This is a genomic window from Sporosarcina sp. 179-K 3D1 HS, assembly GCF_047228905.1.
Taxonomy (GTDB): Bacteria; Bacillota; Bacilli; order Bacillales_A; family Planococcaceae; genus Sporosarcina.
Genome location: NZ_JBFEGI010000004.1, coordinates 62,257 through 87,577, shown reverse-complemented (window position 1 = coordinate 87,577; position 25,321 = coordinate 62,257). Strand labels below are relative to the sequence as shown.

Below are 25,321 nucleotides of genomic sequence, written 5' to 3'. Positions count from 1 at the left end.
CTAATTAATACAGAATAGAAGGAGAACTTTTATGAGTAGTATCGTGCATGAATATACTCAATCCTGGGAAAAAGGAATACATCGGATCATAGATTGTAAGACGTGTGGTTTCAAACATCTTTATCCGTTTCCTTCAGAGGAAGATTTAAATAAATTTTACAGAGAGAAATATTACTCGGAAATTAAGCCTCAAGACTACAAGGAGTTATCAGTAGAAGAGGTAGAAGAGAAAACAGATAATGTAATGTTAAACCAGTCTTACTCAAAAATATATGAGAAGGTCGAAAAATCAATCGATTGTAAGAGCGACACGGAATTAACAATGATTGACGTTGGGTGCGGAAATGATTTGCTTTCTCTTTATTTTCAACGAAAGGGCTGGAAAAGCATTGCTATTGAACCGAGCAAAGAAGCGTCAAATTATCTAAAACAATTTGGATTACAAGTAATAGATAAGCCCGTTGATAATATTAAAGAATTTCCAAAAGAAAATTTAAAGTTTATTAATATTCAATTCGTATTGGAACACTTAGCTAATCCAAGAGGTTTTCTTAAAAAGGCCTATAAAGCACTGGAACCGGGGGGAATTTTGCGTGTATGTGTTCCAAATGATTTCAGTGAGGGACAGTTGGCTTATAAAGAATATTTTAACGAAGATTATCATTGGGTTACCTATCCGGACCACATCAATTATTTTACTTTTGAATCGTTAGAGTTATTATTAAAGGAGCATGGATTTAAGGAAGTATATAAGATTAGTAACTTTCCATTAGAATTTTTATTACAAAGCGGATTAAATTACTATGCAGAACCAGCCTATCAAAGAATGGTTAGTAAGATTGTTAATTGTTTTGAGTCAAGTTTTCGTGATACGGGAAGAGAAGTGAAGCTGGAGGAGCTTTATGAGAAACTTGCCGAAATCGGCCTAGGTCGATCAATATATATGTATGCTCAAAAGCCGCTGTAACTTTTTGAGAGGGATAATTGAAATGAACTTTTTGATAACTAGTGTTTCCCGAAAGGTAACATTAATAGAAAATGTGAAGGATGTAGCGAAACGACTAGGAAGCTCAGTGATTTATGGAGGTGATTTAAATGAAAAATGCATTGGGCGTTATTTTGTTGATGAATTTTGGTGGATGCCACCACTCGATGATCTAGCAGTCTCAGACTTTATCAGTTACTGTCAGCAAAATCAAATCTCATTTGTTATTCCAACGCGAGATAAAGAACTTTTATACTTTGCAAAAAACCTTTCGTTACTTGAAGAGAATGGCATATTTGTAATGGTGTCAGGATTGAGTGCGCTGAATCATACAAGTGACAAACTGAAATTTTATCAGTATTTAAAAGATAGAGATTATAGTGCAATAGAAACATCGTTGAATCTAAAGACGGTTTCCGGTAATTATTTTGTAGTGAAAGAGCGATTTGGGTCGGGTTCAAAAAGATTGTATTTAAAAGTAAAGGAAGAAGAAGCTATAAAAGTAGCTAGACATTTGGATGCAGCCATTTATCAGCCTTATATTGAGGGAATAGAATTTAGTATTGATGTTTATGTAGACCAGGTTGGTAAGAGCAAGGGAGCAGTTGTCCGGGAACGAGTGCTTGTCGTAAATGGAGAATCACAAATCACAAGAACTGCACGACTCCCTGAGTTGGAAAAACTGGCTATGGAACTTGCCGAAGTTTTAGATCTTCGGGGGCATGTTATGTTCCAGGCAATCGTAGACGAAACAGGAACCCCCCATATCATTGAATGTAATCCCCGTTTCGGCGGGGCTTCCACTTTAAGTGTCGCTGCTGGATTAGACAGCTTTTATTGGTTTTTCCTTGAATCAACAGGGAAATCATTAGAGGACATCCCTTTTACTCGAAGTGAAAAAGAGTTGACACAAGTTCGATATGCAAAGGATTTGATTTTTTGAAAGTCATCGTTTTTGATATGGATGATACTCTATACGATGAATACACATATGTCCGAAGTGGCTTCTATGAAGTCGCTTCTTTCTTATCCAGTCAAATCAGAGTAAATCCCGAGTCGTTGTTTGAGTGGATGTGGCAACGTCTTCAAAGCAGTGGAAGGGGAGCTATTTTCGATGATTTGCTCAAAGAGTTTGACTGTTACTCAAAAAAATTGGCCCGTAAATGTTTAAGTGTATACCGCTTTCATAATCCAGAAATCTCGTTGTCTAAAGAAGCAGTTTTTTGTCTCGAGCAACTTAAGGATTTTCCCTTGTACCTTGTAACGGATGGGAATAAAATTGTCCAGCATAAAAAAGCACAAGCCCTCGGTCTATATGAACGGATGAAGCATTGCTATATCACTCATCGGTATGGAGTAGAGCGGGCAAAGCCTTCCCCCTATTGCTTTCTCCATTTATTAAAAAAAGAAAATGTTGAAGCTGCAGATGTAGTTTATATAGGGGATAACCCTACAAAAGATTTCGTTGGGATTAAACCCCTAGGATTCCGAACTATCCGAGTGATGATTGGACAACATAAGGAAATTAAAGTGGCGCCTGAGTATGAGGCGGAATTTAATATTAACTCTTTAACTGAGCTACCGATGACATTGGTGAAAATATGGCCTGAGATAAAGGAAGTGATCCAATGAAAACAATCGTCATCATCCAAGCAAGAATGGGGTCGTCCCGCTTGCCAGAAAAGGTGTTGAAACCGCTAGGGACTACGGATGTACTGAACTATGTCACTGCACGCTGCAAGCAGATTCAAGGGATTGAAGAGGTGATCGTAGCAACATCGGTGCTTCCACAGGACGACGCAGTGGAAAAGTGGTGTAGGGAAAAGGGTATCGTTTGCTTCAGAGGGGCGGAAGATGACGTGTTGGACCGTTACGTGCAATGCGCGAAAGAATATGAACCGGAGTATGTCATTCGTGTCACTGCGGATTGTCCGTTTGTCGATTTTGAGATGGCTACCGATATTGTAAAGTTGATGGAACGCGAGCGTGTTGATCTTATTAATCTTGCCGGCAATCTACCAAGAGGACTTGCGGTTGAAATGATTTCTTACAAATCGCTTCTGTACATCCATGGGCATGGTAAGGAACACCGACACCGAGAGCATGTGACATATTATGCGTATGAACAACCTAAAGAATTTTCACATGCCGCCTATTCCGTGCCGATGGATCGACAATATCCTAAATTACGGATTACATTGGATACGGAAGAGGATTATCAAGTCTGCCAGGCAATTGCCGACCATTTCCAAAATGAACTTGTATCCAGTACGGATGTCTTACAGTTTTTGAATGATAATCCTGACGTTTCGAAGTTGAATGCACATATTGTACAGAAACCGGTAACTTGAAATGAAGGTGCTCATACGGACAGATGCCTCTACGGAACTAGGTTCAGGACATGTCATGCGCTGTTTGACCGTGGCTGGATTGCTGCGAAATAGAGGTTGCGATATAACATTTATGATGGAAGATCTACCTGGGAGTTTGATTGAATATGTGCAAGCTAAAGGCTATCCCGTCACTCAAAAGTTCCAACAAACGGATTTGTGTATTGTAGACCATTATGGAATAGATGTAGCTTGGGAAAGGTCTGTGCGTCCAATGGCAAAAAAAATAATGGTTATCGATGATTTGGCCAATCGGCGGCATGATTGCGACCTGTTGATTGACCAGAACATGGTCCCCCATTATAAAAGTCGCTATGATTGGTTAGTGCCCGAGCATTGTGTTCAGTTGCTTGGACCTCAATATTTGATCATGCGGGATGAGTTCATAAAAGAGCGAAAGAAGATGCGGCTTCGAAACAATCAGATGGAACGACTGCTTGTTTTTATGGGAGGCAGTGACCCGACAAATGAGACGATGAAGGTTTTAGAGGGGTTAGAAAAGAGTAAGAAGGAATTTCAACATGTCGATGTGGTCGTTGGTTCTTCGAATGTGAATAGAGCAGCTATTGAGAGGGTTTGTGTGGGAAAAGGATTTCATTATCATTGTCAAATTGATTATATGGCAGAGTTGATGGGACAAGCTGACTTTTCCATAGGCGCGGGTGGCAGTACAACCTGGGAACGGTGTTATGTCGGATTGCCTTCCTCCAGTACAATTGTAGCTGAAAACCAAGTCGTGGCTACTGAAACGGCGGCAACGTTGGGCGTTGCGTGGAATCTTGGCTGGCATAAGAAAGTTACAGCTGAAACGTATGAGGAATTGATTTCTTCTTTGACGGAGGGAAGGGATGAGTTGCAGCAGATGAGCGAACTTGGATTGCGGTTGACAGCATCTGAAAACCCGAATCCTTGCATTGAAATGATAATGGAGATGATGCAATTATGAATATAGAGGATCGGCGAATCGGACCAAATGAAAAGCCATTCATTATAGCAGAAATGTCCGGCAATCATAACCAATCGCTGGAACGCGCACTGCATCTGGTCGATTTAGCGGCGGATGCAGGGGTGGATGCAGTCAAGCTACAGACATATACTCCAGATACAATGACACTTGATATCCATACAGGTGAGTTTTTCATTGAGAGTGATACGAACTTATGGAAGGGACAATCGCTTTACAACCTTTACAAGGAAGCGTACACACCGTGGGAATGGCATGAAGCGATTTTTGACCGTTGTAAGGAACGGGAAATTTTAGGGTTTAGTTCGCCATTTGACGAGACGGCGGTTGATTTTTTGGAGACGTTGGATGTTCCGGCTTATAAAATCGCTTCGTTCGAGAATGTGGATCTTCCGCTGATACTCAAAGTAGCGGCCACTGGGAAGCCGGTCATCATTTCGACAGGCATGGCCAGCATTGCGGAGCTGGATGAAGTGGTGCGGGCAGTTCGTTCAGAAGGAAATGACCAGCTCGTTTTATTGAAATGTACAAGCACGTATCCCGCTTCCCCGGAAAACTCAAATTTAAGGACAATCTCTCATTTGCGGGAGCTGTTTGGGACGGAAGTCGGATTGTCCGACCATACGATGGGCGTCGGAACCTCCATCGCAGCCGTCGCGTTGGGGGCATCCGTCATTGAGAAGCATTTTACGACATCGCGCGCGGATGGCGGGGTAGATGCAGCCTTCTCAATGGAACCTCATGAGTTGAAATTGCTTGTAGAAGAAACTGACCGGGCGTGGCAAAGCTTGGGTAGGATCCAGTATGGGCCGACCAATGCCGAAGTGGCTTCCTTGGAACACAGACGTTCTTTGTATATCGGTAAAGACTTGCAAGCTGGTGACGTCCTGACAAAAGACAATGTCCGCATAATCCGACCGGGACATGGACTTCCGCCGAAATATTTGGACGTCGTTTTAGGTAAAACGATAAAGATGGATGCGGCTAAAGGGACGCCTTTAAGTTGGGAGTTGCTGTTATGAAAAAAAGAGAAACCTTTCTTTCCTATGGAAAACAAACAATAGACGAAGACGACGTCGCGGCGGTAGTGGGAACACTACGGTCGCCTTTTTTGACGCAAGGCCCGAAAGTGGAGGAGTTTGAGCGGGCGATTGCCGATTATGTAGGAGCAAAGTATGCTGTAGCATTTGCGAACGGAACCGCTGCGTTGCATGGTGCTTGTTTCGCGTCGGGGATTATGCAAGGAGATGAAGTCATTACAACGCCAATTACATTCGCTGCAACGGCGAATGCGGTCTTGTATTGTGGAGGCACCCCGGTTTTTGCGGATATTAATGCCGATACTTATAACATTGATGCGAACGAGATCCCCAAAAAAATCACGCCTCAGACAAAAGCGGTTATCCCCGTCGATTTCACAGGCCAGCCCGTCGATTTGGATGCCATTATGGACGTTGCAAAAGAGAATAATTTGATTGTCATTGAGGACGGTGCACACTCATTAGGGGCAACGTACAAAGGGCGAAAAGTAGGTTCCCAAGCCCATATGACGATGTTTAGCTTTCATCCTGTCAAACCGATTACAACAGGAGAAGGTGGCATTATCACGACGAATTCCAAAGAGTACTACGAAAAGTTGAAATTATTCCGAAGCCACGGCATCACCAAAACGCCGTATTCAATTGAACAGGGCGATTGGTATTATGAAATGACGGATCTAGGGTTTAATTATCGGATGAATGATATACAAGCTGCGTTGGGCCTGTCTCAATTAAAGAAGTTGGATGGCTTTTTAGAACGACGTAGGGAGATTGCAGATCAATATAATGACCTGTTAGCTGATGTGCCGGGAGTGATTCCGCCGAAGCAGTTGGAGGATACTGAATCGGGATGGCATTTGTTTATGATCCAGTTGGACGAGAATGTGCTCAGTAAGACGCGGAGACAGATTTTTGACGAAATGCGAGCTGCTAATATTGGAGTGCATGTTCACTATATCCCGGTTTATTGGCATCCGTATTATCAGGAGTTAGGGTATAAGAGAGGTCAATGTCTGATAGCGGAAAAGTGGTATAAGCAAGCACTAACATTGCCGTTGCATCCAAAGATGACAAATGAAGATGTGAATTTTATTATTAGGATTTTAAAAAATATAATAGGAACTTAAGGAGGATCCTAATTTTTTTAATGGTTTAGTATTTTTTGGAGAGTGATTAACATGTATAAAAATATTTTTCTGGAGACAGCTAAAAATGGTAGTTTGACATGTAAGTATAATATAAATGGTAAATGGAAATATTTGTATTCGACTTATTTTCCTGAGAAAATAAAGGAAAAAATTAGTGTAAGTGGTAACACAGCATGTATAGTGCAATTAGGATTAGGATTAGGCTATGAACTTGAATATTTGAAAAAAAACACTAATAAGCCGATATATGTTATTGAAGCTGATTTACAATTTTACGAACTTCTTAAGTCAAACAGTGATCTTCTTAATAATGTTAAAGTTCTAGGAAAAGATAATTATAAAGAGATTCCATATGAATTTTCGGAAATCCAAGTTTTTGAAAATACTAACTTAATTCAATGTGATATACCTTTTTATACAGAGGTATTAAAATTTTTAAAGAGCGAAAGAAACTATAAGGAAATAGTGGGGATCTTCCCGCATGATACAATTGCAGCAGATTGTAAGGTTGCATTTGAGCAAATTGGATTTAAGACATCCATTCTAGCTTGGGCTAATGAATCAACAATATTGAACGAGATAATTAAAGCCAAACCAGATTATTTATTCTCAATTAACTTTAGCCCGACAGTCGCCAAGCTGAGTAATAGCTTGGGGATTCCTTACATCTCTTGGACAGTAGATACACCTGCTTATACTTTATATGAAAAAGAAAATTTGAATTATAAATACTCTTATATGTTCGTTTATGATAAGAAAGTTATGAGTGAACTTCGAGAACGAGGATTAAAAAATATACACTATATGCCAGTCGCCGCTAATGTTGACAGGTTAGGAGGAATTAATTCTAGAGAAGAAGGAAATCTGAAGTATGTTTCTGAGGTATCTTTTTTGGGAGGATCTTGTATCCAAAATGAATATATGACGTACTTTAAAGATAGATTAACACCCTCCCATATTAATCATATTGAAGAAATGATTCAACTCCAAAGCCAGACTAGTGAGTATATATTAAAAGAAATGGTCACTGATAACTTAGTTGATGAAATAGAGAATATAACAAGTTTAACGATAGACCGGCAGAAACATGAACTGCTCCCCAAAAGTGAAAAGTTTGCCTTTTTGTTAGGACGCTATCATTCTTATAAGGAAAGAAAGCTAATGATGCAGGAATTGGCTAAAGAATTTGATTTAAGTATATATGGAGATGAAGGATGGATTACAAAGACAGAAGCTAAATTAGAAAAATGTTATAAAGGATATGCTGAGCATTTTAATGAGATGCCAAAAGTATTTATGAACTCAATAGTAAACGTTAATATAACTAGATCATTTGTTGAAACCGGGTTACCTATGAGAGTGTTTGATGTACTTGGCTGTAAAGGTTTTTTAGCAACAAATCATAAATTAGATATAGATCGTTTGTTTTCTGATGGACATGATTTGGTTAAGTATCGCGATCTACAAGATTTAAAAGAATTAATACGTTACTATTTAAACCATGAAGAAGATAGAAATCGTATTCGGACTCAAGGTTTTGAAACGATTAGAAAATATCACACATATGAAATACGAATTAAAAATATCATGAATATTGTCAACCAGCTACAGAAGCGTGAGGGTTAAAAGACAATTATTTTTATCGAATTTCTATCAATGACGTGAGAAGTCAGGGGAGTCCGATTTTTCGGAAATTTCTTCCGGGTACGAGTTAATTTTGAGGTATTCGACAATATCATTCCTTTACTTTGAAATTAGAGTCCCAGAAGTTATTTCATTCTAATAGTTAAATGTTTAAATAACTTTAAAACACTAAAGAATAGGTGTAATTAATGGCTAAAAATTTGAGAGAAATTATCCAACCAGAATATATGAAAAAATTTGAGTGCATTGGTCCGGCCTGTGAAGATACTTGCTGCGCAGGGTGGAGGGTTACGGTAGATAAAGATACATTTAAGAAGTACAGAAATACTAACAATAAAGAGATGAAATCCGCATTACAAGAAAATGTTACCCGAAATCGTTCAGGAAAGTCGGATGCGGAATATGCGAAGATAAAAATGGATAACAGTGGAAAATGCACCTTGTTAGATGAAGGTGGTCTTTGTTCAATACAAAGAATCCTAGGTCCGGAATACTTGTCAAACACTTGTGCTGTATATCCTCGAAATTTAAGCTTGATAGATGGGGTCGTAGAGAAAAGTGCCGCCTTGTCTTGTCCAGAAATAACTAGATTAGTATTGCTGAATGAAGAGGGGCTTGGTTTTATACAAGACTTAGAGCCCGAAAACACAAGAGGTTTTGTGAAAAATAGCGGATTATCTAAAAATCAAGAAGAAAAGCTTTGGGAATTAAGGATTTTTATAATTCGAACGTTGCAAAACCGAACTTTGACAATAGAGAATCGGCTCATTGTAATTGGATTATTTTTAAAGAAGTATGAAGAGTTAAATGGAAAGTCCGTTGAAGAGCTTATCAAACAGTTTGATAGCTCCATAGATGATAAGACTTTATTAGCATCAATGCAACAATTGCCATCCAACCTTTCTTTCCAAGTTAACCTTTGCAAGAAATTAATTGAATATAGATCTAGCACTACTATCACCAGTGATCGTTATTTAGAATGTTTAGATGAAATGGTTAAGGGATTAGGCTTAGATCAGGAAGAAACTGAAGAAGCCATTCTTAAAAATTATAAGGTTGCTTACAGTGAATATTATATACCTTTTATGAGGGAACACGAATACATCTTGGAGAATTATTTGGTAAACTATGTTTTCTCAAATCTATTTCCTTTTGATAAAAAATCGATAACTAATAGCTTTTCAATGCTTATCATAAATTTTTCCCTTATTAAGCTGCATTTGATTGGTATGTCAAAGTACCATCGGCATTTAAGCAAAGAGTTAATTGTGAAACTTATACAATCTTATTCGAGAGTTATCACCCATAATGAATTCTACTTAATAAATGTGGAAAAAGCTTTAATGGATAATGGCTATGCTACGTTGGCGCATATGGTTGTGCTTGTTAAAAGCGGTAAATGATCAATAATCTGTCTAAGCATTTGACTGATTTCCTTCTTTCGTTCTTTATCACTATAATTACGTCTAGATTAAACCAATTTTTATTTGACCAGGTATGAAGTTTTGAGGAAGAAAAATTCTATTATCTTAAAACACCAGCTCTGAAGCGTAAAGGATATCGATAAGTTTAAAAGTTCGATAAACGCTCTTCATTACTTAAAAATCAAGCGGTTGTAAGAAAAATTAAAAGGAAAGAGTATTGAATATGGCTAGTAATCAAACTATCTCAATTCCAGCACACCACAATATTTATACAGGCTTATCCGACCGAGAACTGCAGATTGAATTTTATATACCTGAAACTGGGACTTCGAAAGAAACGGGTTTATTGCTATTAGTCCCCGGATTCGGCGGCAATATCGATTCAAAAGTATATAAGAAAATGCGGGGACAGCTTGCAGATGAATACAATTTAGTCACTGTGCAATGTTCCTTTTTTGGAAGAGAATTTATGCAAGGGCCGATAGCTTCACTTTGAAAAGCGGAGATCGGACTTTAATCGTTTTTCTTACGAATGAAGAAATGAAAGAGTTTCAATCCGATCCATCTGGCTTGTTGAGCCTCCTTTACACTAAATCAGTGACATTACCAGTGACAGCTAAACTTGATGAAACGATTGACAATTTTAATGACATGGGTTTTATGCAGGCGATTGACCTACTTACCGCTTTGGAGGCTGTTCAAATCATTCTTAAGGAGAACAACCTAGTATTCAATGAAAAGAAGGTTATTGGGTACGGCCATTCACATGGAGCATACCTACTGCATCTCAGTAATCGTTTGGCTCCTCACATGTTCTCATATATAGTTGATAATTCTGCATGGATTGAACCTGTATATCAATCGGGAAATCGCTATTTATTTCAAGGTTATGGATCTATGACTTTGCAAACCGAATTCGATTATCTGGCCAAGCGAATCATTGATGATAAAAAGGCGCTTAACTTGAGTACTTATATAAAAACTTCAAGAAAACTACACAGATTATTGCTTTTCAGGGTACCAATGACAATCTAATCGATCACCGTATAAAAGAAAAGATAGTATCCGATATAGAGCACTCGGAGTTTTTGTTGATTGATGAAAAAGACGTTGATCGATTCATTTTTAATTCAAATGCTCATGGGTTGAATGCAGACTTTTTGAACATGTTTGATTTTGCTTATAAGAAATTTGGGGATTTTAGAAGTCATGATGGAATGAAAAGTGCATGTTATGAGATGAGTTTATCTAAAACCGGAATTAAGGTGGATTATTCACAAGGCTTACCCATTTTTAGTTTTGAATTTTAATATCCATTGCGTAAGAGAGATTTAAATATTATCACCGCACTGTACTTTCTCCAACTTACAGTCTAAATATCTAATGAAACGACTGTTCACAAAACTACTCAATGGGGTGAAGGGGAAATGGAAAAGGGTTGGGCAAAGTCCCGTTAGAAACTTTTGGATAAATCTAATTGGACGGAGGCGACGTCGGTGGCGAATGAACTTCTAAATGCCGACTTTTCCTGGGCAAATGATGCTGCCAATTTGATTCAAGCGATTGACGGACCAACAAATACTTCCGCGTTAAATTCTGCCCGGTATGTTGCCACCAAGTATTTGAATCAGAAGCTAGACGAAGTAGGAAGCATTATGAAGTCATACATGGGCAGACTGGAGGTCAGACATTGAATGAGATTTTGAATCAAAAAATTAAAATCTTCTTTTGGAGAAACTGCCTTTATGGCAGAATTAAAGGCGAATGGAGTAGCAATTTTAGGAACTACTGGATTCCTGGATGGAACCGGAAGTATTATTCAAGAATTAATGGGCGCTTGTGCACCAATGAAGAGATCATTAATGATGGAGAAAAACTATCAGATGAGAGGAGCCACTTTGGGATGCTTCCACCGAAAAGGATTCCTTGTCCACTCCATTCGTAGGTTACGTCACCGTGACAATACGGCTGTATGAACTTTCAAGTCGGAGCGAACGGCCAATCAATAGCTGTATTGATGCCAACATTACAACTGATACTTAAGGGCTCAGCCAAGTGAATGTGAAAGCTTTTATGCCCCAGTCTGTTTCTTTTTTATAAACATGCTATTCAAACCATTTCAGCACAGCGCTCCAAATTCGGGGCATTACAGAACCGCCTGGAACATACTCTTGCGTTTACGGACCAATATCGCGAATAACTAACTCACCACACCCGTATCGCGCATTTTTAGGACGTCGACATGTCCGGGGTAGTCATGCAGATGACGAAACGGAACATCCTATTCTAGTGATTCTAGCATCCAAAGAAATGCTCGCCCACGTCAACCGGCATCCGGAAGGATCTTGCAGTTGCTGCGGTGAATAATATCATCAGCTGTTTGGGTATGGAAGGGGGCTCATGAAACAGCCCCCTTCAACCTTTCTCTCAGCTCCTTTTTATCCACTATTCCATATGGAGTGAGTGGTAGAGAATCATAAAACTTTAATACTATCAGTACGTCGATTAACTCCTGATAGGTCATCTCTTTGTCATTCATTTTCATAACCCACTTGTCTACGTATTTTGGAAGCTCTTAATAAAATTAACGGCCAATGAATGCTCTCATTTTAGAAATCTTCCTACATCAAGCCAGGCAAAAACAAGATTAGCTTCGGGAACGCGAGGAATATGACTAAGATGAATAAATCGGCAATGATAAAAGGTATGGACCCTTTGATGATATCCCCGTATTCGCTCCCTTTCACTACCCCTTGAATCATGAAAATACTGATCCCGAATGGCGGGGTGACTAGCGAAATCTCTGCCAGGAAAACGACAATGACACCGAACCAAATCGGGTCAAACCCTAATTGAATAATGGCTGGCAGGATGATCGGTATCGTTAAAAACATGGCAGAGATCATATCGATAAACATTCCTAAGAATAGATACATTAAGCAGACAAAGACCATGATTGTCATAGGACTGACATTAAGACCTGTGAGAAATTCCGAAACAAATGCTGGGATTTGTGTAATCCCCAAAAAATACCCGAATAAAAACGAAGAAATGACGATAAAGAATACGGTTGCGGACGTTTTAATTGTTTCTATAATAGAAGAGGTAAAACCGCTCCATTTCAATTTTTTGGTTACAATTGTAATAACGAAGGCAATGGCTGCTCCGACCGCCCCGGCTTCTGTAGGGGTAAAGACTCCAAGATATAAACCAATCATGATCGAGCCAATGAGTATGGCGATTCCCCAAATCCCTTTTAACGAATGGACTTTTTCTTTGATGCTGTATTTTTGCGTTTTCGGTGCCCAGTCCGGATTTTTCTTTAGTACTACATAAATCGTGACAATATAGCTAAGGGTGATGATGATTCCCGGAATGATCCCTGCAATTAATAGTTTTCCAACCGGTTGTTCTGCTAAGATCGCATATATAATCATCAACATACTCGGAGGAATCATTTGGGCAAGGGGGCCAGCTGACGCAACGGCCCCGTATGCTAATTTTTTATTCACTCCAAGTCTTTCCATCTCGGGAATCGTAATCCTGGCCAATGTGGCGGTAGAAGCCGGTCCGGATCCGTTGGCTGCCCCGAAAGCGGCTCCGCCGATGATCGTTGCATATAAAATGCCACCGGGGATATTTCCTAACCATTTATTAAAAGAAGAAAACATATCGGTGGCAAGGTTTCCATAGTACACAAAGTAACCCATTAGTAAAAAAAGCGGGATTACTGTGAATGTATAGCTAGCAACAGTGGAATAGGGAACTAGCCCCATTAACTTTAATGTGGGATTCAATCCGCTGATAGACCAATAACCGAAAAAGCCGACAGCAGCCATTGATAATGCGACAGGTACTCGTAGTAACAACAACCCGATAAGTACGACTAAACCTACAATGCCTATAACTAAAGCTGACAAATTTCATCACCACTTTATTTGGGATTTTCTTCTTCCGTCAATTAATCTTCGGCTTTTCTAAATTGATTCACGATATCTAGTAGAAATCGAAATGCAATCAATACCATTGAAAAAGCTACGAGGAATCTACCGGGCCAAATCGGGACGGGGAGGATTCCGATAGTATGCTCACCAACTTTGAAAGAGTCGACAAATGAATTGATTCCTTGCCAAGCGAAAATGAGAGTAATAAAAAATCCAAGCAAGAATATCAATATGTTTGTGATCTTTTGAATGGAAGGTGGAAATTTCTTTGCTACAAAATCAATAGCGATATGTTCTTTTTCGTTTTGGACGTAGGAAATGCCTAACAAGCAAACGCCAACCATCAGCTGAGAAGAGATTTCAAAAACGCCGGGAATGCTATAGTTGGCAAGTTTTCGTAAAATGACCTCCAATGTTATTAGGGACATCATGATCATAATTAAAAAACCAGCCAAATAGACGCTCACTGTCTCGGTTTTTCGATGCAATTTATCAAAACTTCGAATGATTTTCATCAAATTCACAGCCCTTACTTTGGAATTCCGTTCGTTTGATATTCTTTATCATACTTTTTAATCAGCTCAACGAATCTATTTAGTATTTCCTCAGCAGGCTTACCTTTTCGTTCCGGGCCATCTATCCACTTTTTCCAGACTGCTTCTTTTGCGATTACCTGTAGTTTTGCAACATCCTCATCGCTTGGCTCATTTATAGTTACACCTGCATCCAAATACTTTTGTAACGATGATTCTTCGCCCTCGACTTGATAGATATTATGGAAGTCGACGGCATTTTTTACAGCGGCTTCTTCAAATATCTTCTTCAAATCGTCTGGTAACGCATCGAACTTGTCTTTATTCATGCCCAATACGCCGCCTTGGCTTCCCAGTGGAAGTTTCCAAACACTTTTGGCCAACTCATGAATTCCGTAAGTCGCTGAAGAGGTAAACCCAAGCATTGCTGAATCTACGGCGCCTCGTTCCATTGCTTCAAAGCTCTCGGTGATGACAATTCCTACAGCTACTGTATCCAACGCCTCAGCTAAAATACTTTGCGTACCGGCAGCAATCACCTTTTGTCCTTTGATATCATCAAAACTTTTAACATCTTTTGTGGAAATATAATAATAGGATGGGAGAACAAAGTTTCCAACTACTTGAATTCCTTGACTTTCATACTCTTGTTTAAGCTCAGGGAACTCGTTGTATAAATCTTGCATAGCCCTAGTGCCCGTCCACTGATCAACCCATAAGGCGGGCAAGGATTCAATGGTCGCCAATGGATTGTTCGCAGGAGTATATCCAGGGACAATTAGTGCAATATCGGCAATGCCGGCACCGACTGCACTGGAAGTATCTGCAGCTTTCACCAAAGACTCACTGTAATACCGTTCAAACTTCACTCGTCCATCCGAGTTCTTTTCGACCTCGTCTAGATAGGCATCAAAGCCTTGGGACAGCTTCGCTTCTTTAGGTGCTTGGATACTTGATTTGAATTTATAGGTTTTATTAGTATCAGTTTCTGTCGGGGCAGTGGCTGGTTCATTCGCTTCGCTTACTGAATCCGAACTGCATGCTGTTAATAGTAGAGCGAAAACAAGGCCAATCAAAGCAACGCTTGCTTTTAATCTCTTCAAAAGAATCCCTCCTTATTAATGGGTGACTACCTTATTTTTCAATACACCAAGATTGCCGACTTCCAACTCAATGACATCTCCGTTTTTCAAAAACTTCCCTAACTCCAATCCGCATCCGTTTCCAACAGTCCCCGAACCAAAAATATCACCAGGAACCAATGTTTCACTTTGAGAGACATACGCTATAATCTCTTCAAAGGAACGAAACATGGTGTTTGTATTTCCTTTGCTCCATATTTCACCGTTCACTTTTGCGGTCATTTCCATGTTATAAGGATCCGGTACTTCATCAGCTGTTACGAGATATGGCCCAATTGCGGTACAAAAGTCTTTTCCTTTGGCAGGACCTAGTTTTCCTTCCATTTCTCGTAATTGTGTATCCCGCGCGCTAAAGTCGTTGTATATAAAGTAACCAGCTATATGTTCTTTTGCCTGTTCTACGGGGATATCCTTACCTCTTTTGCCGATGATACAAGCAAATTCCAATTCATAATCTATCACTTCGGAGTAGGCTGGCCAATGGCAAATAGCATCAGGACCGATCAAGGTCGAGGCAACGGATTTATAATAGATGGGGATGTCATACCAAACTTGCGGTACATCTGCTTTTAATGAGTTACGGTAATGCTCTTCAAATGAGATGAAATCACGGATGGTGGGCGGATTCGATATCGGTGCAAGAATGTTCACTTCATCTTGGTGATAGGAAAGTTTTTCGTGGTTGACGGTGTCTTGGGATGATGATGTTGCAAATTGTAAAGCTTCCTTCGCTGCGTGTAAGGAAAGTTCGCCGCCTTCTAAAAACTTCTTCATATCATTGGGCAGGTAGAGGTCGGCAAATTGGTGCACGACATTGATGTCGCATGTTTCCCTTGAAAGAAGCAAAGAACGATAACCAGCTGCCAAGTCAATGATCTGGTTATGATGCAATGCGCCTAACCGGGGAACATGTGGAAAGCTTGAGTTTACTGTAAACATTACTAATCTCATAGATTGTGATTCTCCTTTGCAGTATTGGATTTAAATAAAGCCCTTCTAGCTCAGGCGGGCATTTGTATAGCAAACTGTGAAAAATCACCGTCTAGAGAGGGCTTAAACGAATTATTCTTAATCGATTATGGCGACTGGTCGTACCCAGCCTGCGCTAGCTTTTTCAATCGGGATTGGAAAACAGCAGATTTTAAATCCGTGTGGCGGCAGTTGGTCCAGATTTGCCATTTTTTCTATTTGACAGTATTCCTTTTCCATTCCAACCCGGTGTGCTTCCCAGATGGCATCCTTGTCCTGGCTTTCTTCGAAGTTACTTCGAATTTTTTCAAATGGGATATCGAATCCCATTGCATCTGTCCCGATTACTTTAACTCCTTGGTCGATTATCCAATGGGTGGCATCGGCGCTCATCCCCGGAAAATCAGTCCAATAACTTGCTTGCCCATAACGTTTATCTGCCCCGAACATTAAGCAAACGATGTCGCCGGCTTGCAGTGTGTAATCGATTTTGGTAAGAGCTTTTTTCACATCTTCTACACTTACAGCTGCTCCATTTTGTTTATGGCGAAAATCAAGGACAACGCCATTTCCGAAAAACCAATCCAATGGAAGTTCTTCCACTGTTTTCGCCGGTTTTCCGCCTGTGGTTGGATAATAGTGATACGGCGCATCCAAATGGGTTCCTGCATGTGTTGAGATTTCAAGAATTTCCGCTGCCCATCCTAATCCATCGGGCAAGTCTTCCTTTTGACAGTTGAAAATGTTCATCATTTGCTGGGCTCCAATTCCCTCATGATCTTGATACTCGATGGAACAGGACAAGCTTCTCCTTAGTTCATCACTAGAGAATTCTCCTGGATTCGGCTCTTTGATCACTACTGATAAGTCCACAAATTTCATCAGATAATTCCTCGCTTTCATATGATGGTTAGCTGATTTAGAACATTTTAATTAACCGATTAAATTCTTCTCCATATTTCTCCAACAGCTGCTCTTCAAAGTTATGGATAATCATATTTACATACATATCGTGCCGGATGTAATTGGTAGTGGTATTGATCATGGCTTGATGATCGGAGACAACTGAATACCCCTCATCAGTCGAAGAATTAAAGATAATGGCCTTCTTTTGGTCAATCACAATATTCATTTCGTTTTTATGGCGCTGGTTAAAAATATCCACGACATAGTGAGAAATATTGATCCACGGAATATCTAGCGTGTTATCACCAAATATGACGCTTTTAATTTTGATACCGTCCTTGTGGGCTTTACGTAGAGGTTTGAATATCTTGGCAACATCTACAGACCAGCCACTCAAATAAATTTCAGAAGAGGAAAGGGCGATTTCATTTGTAATAAGATTCATGGAGGCATCGTACCCGTCGATGTGAAACAGTTCCATCTCTCTTTTGCTATTGCTAGTCGAGATGTTTTTGAGTTCTTTGTTCAAAAGATCAAGGTTTTCGTTAAACGAATCCTCGAATAATTTCAGTAGGTCTTGATAAGGCATAGGAATATAACTTTTACTATTTGATCTGTCACCCCCGGAAAATAAGTACACATATCCCTTGGCGTGCAATTTCCTCAAAGTTTCATAAACCTTCGGCCCTGGCACACCAGACGAGAGCGCAATCATATTGCCGTTGGCAGGATTGTGCTTTAAAAGGGATAGGTAAACTTTAGATTCGTACTCGGTAAATCCATTTGCTTTCAGTGAGTCGATAGTTTTCTCTATATTCAATTTCATCACCCTCACAAGATACTACTACTCGAGTAGTAGTGTTATGAATGCAATTTTTGGATAATCCCGAAATAAATTATTTAGAAGTAGTATTTACGCTTGGTTAGACAGTTAATTTTGAAATATGGAGTGTTTGCATTTTAGTCGGAAGTGGCGTGGAAGAGATTTTATTAAACAGAACAAATGTTTGATTGATGGGAATTTATAGTGTATAATAATAATATGGATAGAACAAACGTTTCTGTTTTAATAACTCTTGGAAGGAGGGAGTCAAGTGTATCGGTATATACTAAATCTAAACATGCAAAGTAATGGAGATTATGAGGTCCACAAAGATGGTTGTTACTATTTTCCAGTAAATAGCTTTGAAGAATTGGGAAATCACTTCGGCTGTGAAAGCGCAGTCCAGCAAGCGAAGGACAGACATCCATTCAAAAGCATTAACGGTTGTAAACATTGTGCTCCGACTTGCCACACTAGCTGATGATTACATATTTAAAAGTGTGTTTGAATTGGACTTGGAACAGAATGTAAGTTAGGTTTGGCAACGATTAAGGGGAGTCAGTTCTTCGTATCAGTGTTATAAACATAGCTGACTCTCAGCGCTGCCCTACAAGTTTCAGAAGAAATGATGTCTTGATCATGCTATAATACATAAAGTGAAACCGTCACCTGATGAACGTACAGATAGATATATTAGACATTTTGAAGCGAAAGGAAAGGAGAGGAGAAAATGAGTTCATCACCTTATCAAGGGGAAATTATCAAAGCAATCATGGAATTATCGGGCATGATCCAAAGTATGCGGACAGAATTTGGGGAAGGTATTGGCGATTTGAAAAAAGACGTTAGCGTTTTGAAAGAGGATGTTAGTGGCCTGAAGGAAGACGTTAGTTTTTTGAAAGAGGATGTTAATGGTCTGAAGGAAGATGTTGGTGTTTTAAAAGAAGATGTTAAAACTATCAAAGAAGACATGAAGCAGATGGGCGAGAAAGTTGAAATGATCGATGCTAAATTTGAAGCGTTGAATCAATCATTGCTAACAACCCAAGCCGAGGTTCACCGTTTGAAAAGAGCGTAACGCCCGATAGATAAACCAAAAGACAAGTACAGCCGATTCGCCGGCTATACTTGTCTTTTTTCATTTCCCTTGCAATTGAGAAACAACTTGGAATGTTCAAATTGTTGAGGCGGGACACCATTACACCACCTGTTTCTCCGCCTCCTTTTCTTGCTGAACCTCTTTCTTTTTTTCCTCCTTCTCTTCCTTTTTCTCTTCTGTCTCCTTTTCCTTCTTCTCTTTCTCCTTCTTCTCCTTCTGCTTCGTCTCTCTATGCTCAATCGCCTGACTAATTTTCGCTAGTATAAAAGTGATCAAAACCGCAAACAAAACAAACCCATAATACCCAGCACCAATTCCAATTCCCGCACCACCAGCGAAGAAAATCATGGCGGCGGAGGTGAGGCCCGTGACCCGGAAGCCGTCTTTCATGATCAGGCCGGCTCCCAAGAATCCTAGTCCCGACACGATTTGTGCCGTTAAACGCATCGGATCCATTCGGTTATTGACGTTGCTGCTGCCGAAGTCTACGGCACTATGGATCGATACTAGGGTGATTAAGGTACAGGAGACTGTGACGAATGTAAATGTTTTTAGGCCGGCTGGTTTGTTTTTGGCGGATCGATCCCAGCCTAGGAACATGCCGATACAGGCACTGACGATGATCCGAAAATACAATTCGGCGAACTTGACAACATGTTCTTCGTATAAAAATTGGATGTATTCGATTTACAATTCCTCCTCAGCAGACAAGATTTTCACTTATCTATTGGAGAATTCGTCGTGTTCTGGGTTCATCAAAAATCAGTCGTCAATTGTAATCCATTGGACACCGGCTTCGATTAATGAGTTTTCCCACTCTACGGGATACTTTTTATCGCAGATAATGGTATCTATATTGTGAAGACTAGCCATTTTAAAATGGGTTCGTGTATTTAATTTCGTGTGATCTATCAATAATATGGTTTGGTTTGCATGTTCTATCAATTTCTTGGTGACCATTCCTTTGGAAAGATCATAGCTTGTCACTCCATCTTTTATGGATAATCCATCGGCTGCTATAAAATTTTTATCGACAAAGATATTATTCATCATTTCCAATGTGTGTTCTCCGACTAATCTTTGATGAAATACATCAACTTGTCCACCAATTAAAATGATTTTCCCGGTAAATACATTTTGTTGTATCAACTCCATCAATACATTAAGTGAATTAATGGATGGTGTTACAATGGTTATATTCTTTTTGTTTTTTAAACTTTTTGACAAGTAAAGCGGTGTCGTGCCCTCGTCTATGGCAATGACGTCTTCATCATGAATCAAAGTGCATGCCAATTCACCGATTTTTTCTTTTCCTTCTTTATTAATAATCTCTCTTTCCGCAGTAGGGGGTTCCTGATTAAAAAAGGTAAGGGAGATGGCTCCCCCGTACACTTTCTTTAATTTGTTTTCCCCTTCTAAGTCATCCAAATATTTTCGGATTGTTTCGGTCGATACATTTAAGTGACTGGCAAGGTCTTTTACTTTGACCTTGCCAGTCCCCTCCAATAGGTCCAAAATTTTTCTTTTTCGTTCGATGCTGGCTAATGACATGTGGTGTTAGTAATTGATTATCTATAGAAAAATATTGAATTCTGAGTATTCATTTTTCCGAATAGTGTGATAAGATGATAGATACTAATGTACATACCGTTGTATCGCTTGAAAAAGAGTAAGTTTCTTGTTGTGTAGAAACAGAAGGAGTGGGAGGATCAGAGGATGAAGAAATTTTTAGTAGATAATTCAAGAAAAAATGAAATACCAAAAATGCTATATAAATTGATTCATAGCTTTGGTCCTATTACGAAGATTGGTTTGGGACAGCATATTCAATTGAAACCAACGACGATGACTCGATTGATCGATGAACTGCTGCAAGCGGGTTTTATACGCGAAGCCGGGATCGGGCTATCCAGTGGTGGTAGACCGCCTATATTGTATGAAGTGATCGAGACGGCCGCATGGATCATCGGAATTGATCTTTCCCGAAATGCTACGCGAATCGTTTTAACCGACGTGAATTTGAATCAAGTTGAACAATATACAATACGGATGACAAGTATACACACACCGGATGTCGTATTTGATGAAATTAGGACTGTTATCAAAAAGTGGCTAATAGAACATAAAATATCCAACGATAGACTTCTTGGAATCGGTGTCGGGGCAGTCGGACCCATTTTACGAAGCGAAGGGAAAATTATAGGCCCCGAATCTTTTTTGGCGCCGGGATGGGAGGAAGTCAGCATTCCGCAAGAACTGTCGGAATTTGCTACTGTCTTGACAGTTGATAATGGTGCCAACTCCGCGGCGATTGCCGAATTCTATTTCTATGACGAATTGTATTCGAATATCATATACTGTATTAATGGATATGGCATACGAGGCGGTGTCCTTCATGATGGGAAAGTCACCTCTCATCGCCAAGGGGATACGAGTGCATTGGGGCACGTTATCGTCCAGGCAAACGGCAACACTTGTGTCTGTGGAAATAGAGGATGTTTGTCTGCCTATGCTTCCATAGCCGTCATGATTGAAGAATTCAAAGCGGTTAGCGGGAGGTCATGCGATTCAGTGGAGGATCTTCTGGCAGAAGTTCAGACGGGAAATGAAAAGGCAGTCTCAATTGTAAAAGAAGCTGCTTTTTATATGGGGATTGGTCTGGCCAACATGGTTAATACGCTTCGTCCGGAACTCGCCGTTCTCCATGGTCCGCTCGTATATGGCACTTCTTTTTTCTTCGAGGAAGCGATTCGCGGTGCCAAAGCGCATATTTATTCCAAAGAAATTTCATTACCTGTGTTCAAGGAAGGTTCTATGCGTGAGCAGGCCATTGCTCTAGGCAGTGCCATACAACTTTTTCAATCGTTTTTTAACTTTATTCAACAGAAGTCCCCACCTTAAAAAGTGATGGGATGAATGCCTGGAACATCAAATCTGAGGGGGTTAAAACCACGTCTAAAAGAAGTTGAAGCCCCAGTGATGACACAAATTTTGAGGGGGGGAAATTATGCAAAGTGCAATTCAAAATTAGGATGCAGTTATGCCTCGGCTTAATTGCTGGAATAATATTTTTTGGCCACTTTTGTCCAAAAAAGTTAAAAGGGAAGAAAAGGAGATGACCGTGTGAAAAAGAATAATATTCGTCTATTGCTTCACTTGTTCTGGGCCTTTTTCAAAATTAGCCCCATTACGTTCGGTGGTGGATTCGCGATGATGCCCATCATAAAAAAAGAAGTGGTAGATCGCCGAAAATGGCTAGAGGAAGAAGAAATTATTGACGCGTTTGCATTGGCGCAATCAGCTCCGGGATCGGTCGGTGTAAATTCATCCGCTTTTATCGGGTATCGGATTGCGGGGGTGAAAGGAGCTCTTGCCGCTACGATTGGAGTCATGATTCCAACGTTTTTTATCGTCATCATCCTAAGTCTGTTGTTCCTGACGGTGCGGGATAATCAGTCAGCGGTAGCGGCGTTTAAAGGAATTCGTCCCGCCGTTGTGGCGCTTATCACTTATGCGGCCATCCTGACATTTCGCTCCTCAGTGACAGACAAAATGACGTTGGTTTTTTTAACGGTAGCTCTATTGCTATTAATCGTGCTAGATATTCATCCAGTGCTTCTTGTGTTTTTCGGCTTGGCAAGCGGAATTGTCATTTATCTTGTAAAAAAATCGAAAAAAGTAGATGGGGAGGAGAAGGCGTAATGCTGTGGAGTCTGTTTATCACTTTTTTTTTGATCGGCTTTGTTTCCTTTGGCGGCGGATATGCCATCATCCCAGTCATTGAACATGAAACGCTTCGTCACGGATGGATGACATCCCAACAATTGATCGATATTATTGCAATTGCGGGGATGTCTCCGGGTCCCATCGCAACCAATACGGCGGTTTTTATCGGCTTTCAAACGGAAGGGGTGTTAGGCGCATTTATTTCTGCAGTCGCTATTACATTGCCCTCGATATTAATCGTGTTCCTAATTGCGGTCTTCTTTTATAAAATTAACGACAAGCCGATCGTCCAAACTGCATTTTATGGATTGCGTCCTGTCATAACGGCCCTTATTTTATTTGCGGCTTTCTCCTTCTCCAAAACGAATGGGCTTCTCTCCCTTACTCGAGACGCTGCGATCGGCATCATCCTCTTTTCATTAGGACTATTCGCGTTGTGGAAACTGAAGTGGCATCCGGCGCTTATTATTTTGATTGCGGGTGTGCTGGGGGTTATAGTGTATTAATTTATGGTCTTGGTATCGCAGGGTTTAATGTTTCTATTAGTAATAGGAATGTGCGTAGTTTGTTCACCATTCTGCAGATACTTATCGGAAGAGAGCTCCTACTGACACTTTCATCCGAAAAAGATGAATGTTTTGTCAAACCTTAGCTTGAAATTACTAGAATTTTTATTTGTTGGAGCTAAAACAATTCGACATATTCAAAAAATTGATTTGACATACGCAAAAAAGTAAGTATAATAAACATCAGAAAGTAACGATAATTCAACATCAACTGAATAATAAAATAATTTATCCTACTAGGAAAAGTGAAAGTCCATATGTTGAACCAACACATTAAAGGAGTGATGTCCCGATAAATTCCAAACTGAATAATTTCATCTTGATCTTATCTTAAAATTGATTGTAGGAGTGTTTGTTCGTGCCTATGTGAGTCTTTTACATATACTTTTAACCATTATGGATATTATTTCAAAGCCCACATAAACAAAGAGGCACTGGGCACGATAACTTTATCTGGTTGGCTCTAGCCAAAAGAGCCTTTGTCCAACCGGAAATACAAAAATGGACATTCTATTCTTTTAAAAAAGAGAAGAAATTCTAAAATTAATATGTTTCCTTTTCAAGTATTACCCGAATGGAAGATAAATCAGGCAGGTTTCGTGTAATTACCTGTAAGTCTTTTACTTGTACGAATGTATACTTTTAACCATTATGGATTTTATTTCGAAAGGAGCAACCATATGAACAAAGAAGCATTGGACATAGTAGAAGCAAGGGGGTTAGTTAATGCCATTGAATTAGCGGGTGCAATGGTAAAAACGGTGAATACCACATTAGTTGTGTACCAAAAGTTGGGTCCAGCTTAAAATTTGTTATGGTTCGATTTGCAGGGATTCTCGTGGAATTCTCTTGAATTTTGCCAAATCTTGTCTAGATGGCTCTAACCAAGCCTTTGTCGAACCGAAAATAAAAAAAGGGCAATTTGCCCTCTTGAAAGGAGAAGAAAGCCAAAAGATTAAAGCGCTTTCAAGTATTAGCTGAATGGAAAGTAAATCAGGCAGGCTTTGTGGCCTGGCCGATAAATCGAAAGGGGGTGATAGTAGAAAGTGAATGCTTTAGGAATGATTGAAACCGTTGGTATGGTGGCAGCTGTAACGGCAGGCGATGCAGCAATTAAATCGGCAGATGTTAAGCTAATTGGTTATGAGTTAACAAAAGGTGGTGGGATGGTAACAATTAAATTTGTCGGTAATGTTGCAGCGGTTAATGCAGCGCTCGAGTCGGCTTCTATTGAAGCAGAAAAAGTCAACAGGGTCGTCAGTAAACATATCATTCCAAGACCACATGATGATCTGGAAAAATTGATTAATAATATCGAAACGATTGGTGCTGTCAACATTTCTAGAATGGACAGTGAACCTACTGACATAGAAAAGGTATCATACTCGGTTGATTTTACGGGCTTCTCAATAGAAGATAGCGACGCAAATGCAGTTTCATCAAAACAAATTAGGGATAAGCTAGAAGTCCAGCAAATTGCGGAAAATCAAAAAGTTGAACGGATTGAGAAAGACCAAAAAGATGAACAGATTGGGATAGATCAAAAAGTCGAACAGATAGAGGAAGAGCAAATAGAATTTGCAACAGCTTTAAACAAGATAGATGAGAAAGAGGTATGCAATATTTGCAAAGACCCCGAATGTACGAGAAGAAAAGGGGAGTTAAGATTAACTTGCATACATTATAAAAAATGAAAAATCTAGGAGGAATGTTCCGTGAGTAATGCTTTAGGATTAATCGAAACAAGAGGTTTAGTGGGAGCGATTGAAGCGGCAGATGCAATGACAAAGGCGGCAAATGTAACCTTGATCGGCTATGAAAAAATTGGTTCGGGTCTTGTTACGACGATGGTTCGCGGTGATGTTGGTGCTGTGAAAGCCGCTGTAGATGCCGGTGCGGCAGCCGTCCAGAATGTGGGGGAAATTATCTCTGTTCATGTTATTCCAAGGCCTCATATGGATGTTGAAAAAATGCTACCCAATGTACTTATTAAATAAATAACACTAGTAAGCTATCAC

At 39.8% G+C, this 25,321-nt stretch carries 29 protein-coding genes; 21 read left to right on the top strand and 8 right to left on the bottom strand.

Features of this window, described 5'->3' with window-relative positions; genetic code table 11:
- Nucleotides 1–31: 31 nt before the first annotated feature.
- The 14 genes from AB1K83_RS07830 to AB1K83_RS07765 all read left to right on the top strand — a co-directional run bounded on the left by AB1K83_RS07830 (nt 32) and on the right by AB1K83_RS07765 (nt 11,571).
- On the top strand, nt 32–967 hold the full coding sequence (locus AB1K83_RS07830; RefSeq protein WP_413057621.1) for a class I SAM-dependent methyltransferase: 936 nt from the start codon (nt 32–34) through the stop codon (nt 965–967).
- Between the two features lie 22 nt (nt 968–989).
- Entirely contained in the window at nt 990–1,928 is a 939-nt protein-coding gene (locus AB1K83_RS07825; RefSeq protein ID WP_413057620.1) for an ATP-grasp domain-containing protein, read from the top strand.
- Entirely contained in the window at nt 1,925–2,617 is a 693-nt protein-coding gene (locus tag AB1K83_RS07820) for an HAD family hydrolase (protein ID WP_413057619.1), read from the top strand. The genes AB1K83_RS07825 and AB1K83_RS07820 overlap by 4 nt, the downstream gene beginning before the upstream one ends.
- Nucleotides 2,614–3,336: a cytidylyltransferase domain-containing protein gene (locus tag AB1K83_RS07815; protein ID WP_413057618.1), complete on the top strand. Its 723-nt coding sequence runs from the start codon at nt 2,614–2,616 to the stop codon at nt 3,334–3,336. The genes AB1K83_RS07820 and AB1K83_RS07815 overlap by 4 nt, the downstream gene beginning before the upstream one ends.
- Before the next feature lies 1 nt (nt 3,337).
- Nucleotides 3,338–4,321 carry a UDP-2,4-diacetamido-2,4,6-trideoxy-beta-L-altropyranose hydrolase gene (gene pseG, locus AB1K83_RS07810; RefSeq protein ID WP_413057617.1) on the top strand — a complete coding sequence of 328 codons (984 nt, stop codon included), beginning with the start codon at nt 3,338–3,340 and terminating at the stop codon, nt 4,319–4,321.
- Nucleotides 4,318–5,361, top strand: a complete 1,044-nt coding sequence (gene pseI, locus AB1K83_RS07805) for a pseudaminic acid synthase (RefSeq protein WP_413057616.1) — start codon at nt 4,318–4,320, stop codon at nt 5,359–5,361. The genes pseG and pseI overlap by 4 nt, the downstream gene beginning before the upstream one ends.
- A complete protein-coding gene (gene pseC / locus AB1K83_RS07800; protein WP_413057615.1) occupies nt 5,358–6,506 on the top strand; it encodes a UDP-4-amino-4,6-dideoxy-N-acetyl-beta-L-altrosamine transaminase in 1,149 nt (382 codons plus the stop codon). The genes pseI and pseC overlap by 4 nt, the downstream gene beginning before the upstream one ends.
- 51 nt (nt 6,507–6,557) lie before the next feature.
- On the top strand, nt 6,558–8,153 hold the full coding sequence (locus tag AB1K83_RS07795; protein WP_413057614.1) for a glycosyltransferase: 1,596 nt from the start codon (nt 6,558–6,560) through the stop codon (nt 8,151–8,153).
- A gap of 206 nt (nt 8,154–8,359) precedes the next feature.
- The gene (gene fliB, locus AB1K83_RS07790) at nt 8,360–9,574 is read left to right on the top strand and encodes a flagellin lysine-N-methylase (protein WP_413057613.1); all 1,215 of its coding nucleotides are present in this window, start codon (nt 8,360–8,362) and stop codon (nt 9,572–9,574) included.
- A gap of 244 nt (nt 9,575–9,818) precedes the next feature.
- Nucleotides 9,819–10,091 (top strand): hypothetical protein, encoded by a 273-nt coding sequence (locus tag AB1K83_RS07785; protein WP_413057612.1) that lies wholly within the window; start codon nt 9,819–9,821, stop codon nt 10,089–10,091.
- A 44-nt stretch (nt 10,092–10,135) separates the two neighbouring features.
- Nucleotides 10,136–10,630 (top strand): DUF2920 family protein, encoded by a 495-nt coding sequence (locus tag AB1K83_RS07780; protein WP_413057611.1) that lies wholly within the window; start codon nt 10,136–10,138, stop codon nt 10,628–10,630.
- A 56-nt stretch (nt 10,631–10,686) separates the two neighbouring features.
- Nucleotides 10,687–10,905: a hypothetical protein gene (locus tag AB1K83_RS07775; protein ID WP_413057610.1), complete on the top strand. Its 219-nt coding sequence runs from the start codon at nt 10,687–10,689 to the stop codon at nt 10,903–10,905.
- A 186-nt stretch (nt 10,906–11,091) separates the two neighbouring features.
- Nucleotides 11,092–11,289 carry a hypothetical protein gene (locus AB1K83_RS07770; protein WP_413057609.1) on the top strand — a complete coding sequence of 66 codons (198 nt, stop codon included), beginning with the start codon at nt 11,092–11,094 and terminating at the stop codon, nt 11,287–11,289.
- A 51-nt stretch (nt 11,290–11,340) separates the two neighbouring features.
- Nucleotides 11,341–11,571 carry a hypothetical protein gene (locus AB1K83_RS07765; RefSeq protein WP_413057608.1) on the top strand — a complete coding sequence of 77 codons (231 nt, stop codon included), beginning with the start codon at nt 11,341–11,343 and terminating at the stop codon, nt 11,569–11,571.
- Nucleotides 11,572–12,216: 645 nt separating this feature from the next.
- On the opposite strand, the gene AB1K83_RS07760 is transcribed toward AB1K83_RS07765, so the two are convergent.
- From AB1K83_RS07760 to AB1K83_RS07735, 6 genes are all read right to left on the bottom strand, one after another.
- Nucleotides 12,217–13,515 carry a TRAP transporter large permease gene (locus tag AB1K83_RS07760; protein ID WP_413057607.1) on the bottom strand — a complete coding sequence of 433 codons (1,299 nt, stop codon included), beginning with the start codon at nt 13,513–13,515 and terminating at the stop codon, nt 12,217–12,219.
- A 41-nt stretch (nt 13,516–13,556) separates the two neighbouring features.
- Entirely contained in the window at nt 13,557–14,054 is a 498-nt protein-coding gene (locus tag AB1K83_RS07755) for a TRAP transporter small permease (protein WP_413057606.1), read from the bottom strand.
- A gap of 14 nt (nt 14,055–14,068) precedes the next feature.
- The gene (locus AB1K83_RS07750) at nt 14,069–15,175 is read right to left on the bottom strand and encodes a C4-dicarboxylate TRAP transporter substrate-binding protein (RefSeq protein ID WP_413057605.1); all 1,107 of its coding nucleotides are present in this window, start codon (nt 15,173–15,175) and stop codon (nt 14,069–14,071) included.
- Between the two features lie 15 nt (nt 15,176–15,190).
- On the bottom strand, nt 15,191–16,165 hold the full coding sequence (locus AB1K83_RS07745) for a fumarylacetoacetate hydrolase family protein (RefSeq protein WP_413057604.1): 975 nt from the start codon (nt 16,163–16,165) through the stop codon (nt 15,191–15,193).
- A 117-nt stretch (nt 16,166–16,282) separates the two neighbouring features.
- Nucleotides 16,283–17,065 carry a cyclase family protein gene (locus tag AB1K83_RS07740; RefSeq protein ID WP_413057603.1) on the bottom strand — a complete coding sequence of 261 codons (783 nt, stop codon included), beginning with the start codon at nt 17,063–17,065 and terminating at the stop codon, nt 16,283–16,285.
- 37 nt (nt 17,066–17,102) lie between these two features.
- Entirely contained in the window at nt 17,103–17,909 is an 807-nt protein-coding gene (locus AB1K83_RS07735) for a TrmB family transcriptional regulator (RefSeq protein WP_413057602.1), read from the bottom strand.
- Nucleotides 17,910–18,642: 733 nt separating this feature from the next.
- Here AB1K83_RS07735 and AB1K83_RS07730 point away from each other — a divergent pair.
- Nucleotides 18,643–18,990, top strand: coding sequence for a hypothetical protein (locus AB1K83_RS07730; protein ID WP_413057601.1), 348 nt, complete (start codon nt 18,643–18,645; stop codon nt 18,988–18,990).
- Nucleotides 18,991–19,110: 120 nt separating this feature from the next.
- On the opposite strand, the gene AB1K83_RS07725 is transcribed toward AB1K83_RS07730, so the two are convergent.
- Both AB1K83_RS07725 and AB1K83_RS07720 read right to left on the bottom strand, forming a co-directional pair.
- Nucleotides 19,111–19,647 carry an MgtC/SapB family protein gene (locus AB1K83_RS07725; RefSeq protein WP_413057600.1) on the bottom strand — a complete coding sequence of 179 codons (537 nt, stop codon included), beginning with the start codon at nt 19,645–19,647 and terminating at the stop codon, nt 19,111–19,113.
- Between the two features lie 126 nt (nt 19,648–19,773).
- Nucleotides 19,774–20,562: a DeoR/GlpR family DNA-binding transcription regulator gene (locus AB1K83_RS07720; RefSeq protein WP_413057599.1), complete on the bottom strand. Its 789-nt coding sequence runs from the start codon at nt 20,560–20,562 to the stop codon at nt 19,774–19,776.
- 165 nt (nt 20,563–20,727) lie between these two features.
- Between AB1K83_RS07720 and AB1K83_RS07715 the strand changes: the two genes are divergently transcribed.
- The 6 genes from AB1K83_RS07715 (at nt 20,728) to AB1K83_RS07690 (ending at nt 25,300) form a co-directional block, all read left to right on the top strand.
- A complete protein-coding gene (locus tag AB1K83_RS07715; RefSeq protein WP_413057598.1) occupies nt 20,728–21,912 on the top strand; it encodes an ROK family protein in 1,185 nt (394 codons plus the stop codon).
- Between the two features lie 222 nt (nt 21,913–22,134).
- Complete coding sequence (locus tag AB1K83_RS07710) at nt 22,135–22,713, top strand: chromate transporter (protein WP_413057597.1); 579 nt, start codon at nt 22,135–22,137, stop codon at nt 22,711–22,713.
- Nucleotides 22,713–23,243 (top strand): chromate transporter, encoded by a 531-nt coding sequence (locus AB1K83_RS07705; protein WP_413057596.1) that lies wholly within the window; start codon nt 22,713–22,715, stop codon nt 23,241–23,243. The genes AB1K83_RS07710 and AB1K83_RS07705 overlap by 1 nt, the downstream gene beginning before the upstream one ends.
- A gap of 740 nt (nt 23,244–23,983) precedes the next feature.
- The gene (locus AB1K83_RS07700) at nt 23,984–24,109 is read left to right on the top strand and encodes a BMC domain-containing protein (protein WP_413057595.1); all 126 of its coding nucleotides are present in this window, start codon (nt 23,984–23,986) and stop codon (nt 24,107–24,109) included.
- A 240-nt stretch (nt 24,110–24,349) separates the two neighbouring features.
- On the top strand, nt 24,350–24,997 hold the full coding sequence (locus AB1K83_RS07695; protein WP_413057594.1) for a BMC domain-containing protein: 648 nt from the start codon (nt 24,350–24,352) through the stop codon (nt 24,995–24,997).
- A 21-nt stretch (nt 24,998–25,018) separates the two neighbouring features.
- Nucleotides 25,019–25,300, top strand: a complete 282-nt coding sequence (locus AB1K83_RS07690) for a BMC domain-containing protein (RefSeq protein WP_413057593.1) — start codon at nt 25,019–25,021, stop codon at nt 25,298–25,300.
- Nucleotides 25,301–25,321 lie beyond the last annotated feature (21 nt).

Bases quoted from the DNA above. Each gene is read 5' to 3' on its own strand.
- AB1K83_RS07830 (WP_413057621.1), top strand. From the start codon at position 32: ATGAGTAGTATCGTGCATGAATATACTCAATCCTGGGAAAAAGGAATA.
- AB1K83_RS07825 (WP_413057620.1), top strand. From the start codon at position 990: ATGAACTTTTTGATAACTAGTGTTTCCCGAAAGGTAACATTAATAGAA.
- AB1K83_RS07815 (WP_413057618.1), top strand. From the start codon at position 2,614: ATGAAAACAATCGTCATCATCCAAGCAAGAATGGGGTCGTCCCGCTTG.
- pseG (WP_413057617.1), top strand. From the start codon at position 3,338: ATGAAGGTGCTCATACGGACAGATGCCTCTACGGAACTAGGTTCAGGA.
- pseI (WP_413057616.1), top strand. From the start codon at position 4,318: ATGAATATAGAGGATCGGCGAATCGGACCAAATGAAAAGCCATTCATT.
- pseC (WP_413057615.1), top strand. From the start codon at position 5,358: ATGAAAAAAAGAGAAACCTTTCTTTCCTATGGAAAACAAACAATAGAC.
- AB1K83_RS07795 (WP_413057614.1), top strand. From the start codon at position 6,558: ATGTATAAAAATATTTTTCTGGAGACAGCTAAAAATGGTAGTTTGACA.
- fliB (WP_413057613.1), top strand. From the start codon at position 8,360: ATGGCTAAAAATTTGAGAGAAATTATCCAACCAGAATATATGAAAAAA.
- AB1K83_RS07785 (WP_413057612.1), top strand. From the start codon at position 9,819: ATGGCTAGTAATCAAACTATCTCAATTCCAGCACACCACAATATTTAT.
- AB1K83_RS07780 (WP_413057611.1), top strand. From the start codon at position 10,136: ATGAAAGAGTTTCAATCCGATCCATCTGGCTTGTTGAGCCTCCTTTAC.
- AB1K83_RS07765 (WP_413057608.1), top strand. From the start codon at position 11,341: ATGGCAGAATTAAAGGCGAATGGAGTAGCAATTTTAGGAACTACTGGA.
- AB1K83_RS07755 (WP_413057606.1), bottom strand. From the start codon at position 14,054: ATGAAAATCATTCGAAGTTTTGATAAATTGCATCGAAAAACCGAGACA.
- AB1K83_RS07745 (WP_413057604.1), bottom strand. From the start codon at position 16,165: ATGAGATTAGTAATGTTTACAGTAAACTCAAGCTTTCCACATGTTCCC.
- AB1K83_RS07740 (WP_413057603.1), bottom strand. From the start codon at position 17,065: ATGAAATTTGTGGACTTATCAGTAGTGATCAAAGAGCCGAATCCAGGA.
- AB1K83_RS07730 (WP_413057601.1), top strand. From the start codon at position 18,643: ATGAGTTCATCACCTTATCAAGGGGAAATTATCAAAGCAATCATGGAA.
- AB1K83_RS07720 (WP_413057599.1), bottom strand. From the start codon at position 20,562: ATGTCATTAGCCAGCATCGAACGAAAAAGAAAAATTTTGGACCTATTG.
- AB1K83_RS07715 (WP_413057598.1), top strand. From the start codon at position 20,728: ATGAAGAAATTTTTAGTAGATAATTCAAGAAAAAATGAAATACCAAAA.
- AB1K83_RS07705 (WP_413057596.1), top strand. From the start codon at position 22,713: ATGCTGTGGAGTCTGTTTATCACTTTTTTTTTGATCGGCTTTGTTTCC.
- AB1K83_RS07700 (WP_413057595.1), top strand. From the start codon at position 23,984: ATGAACAAAGAAGCATTGGACATAGTAGAAGCAAGGGGGTTAGTTAAT.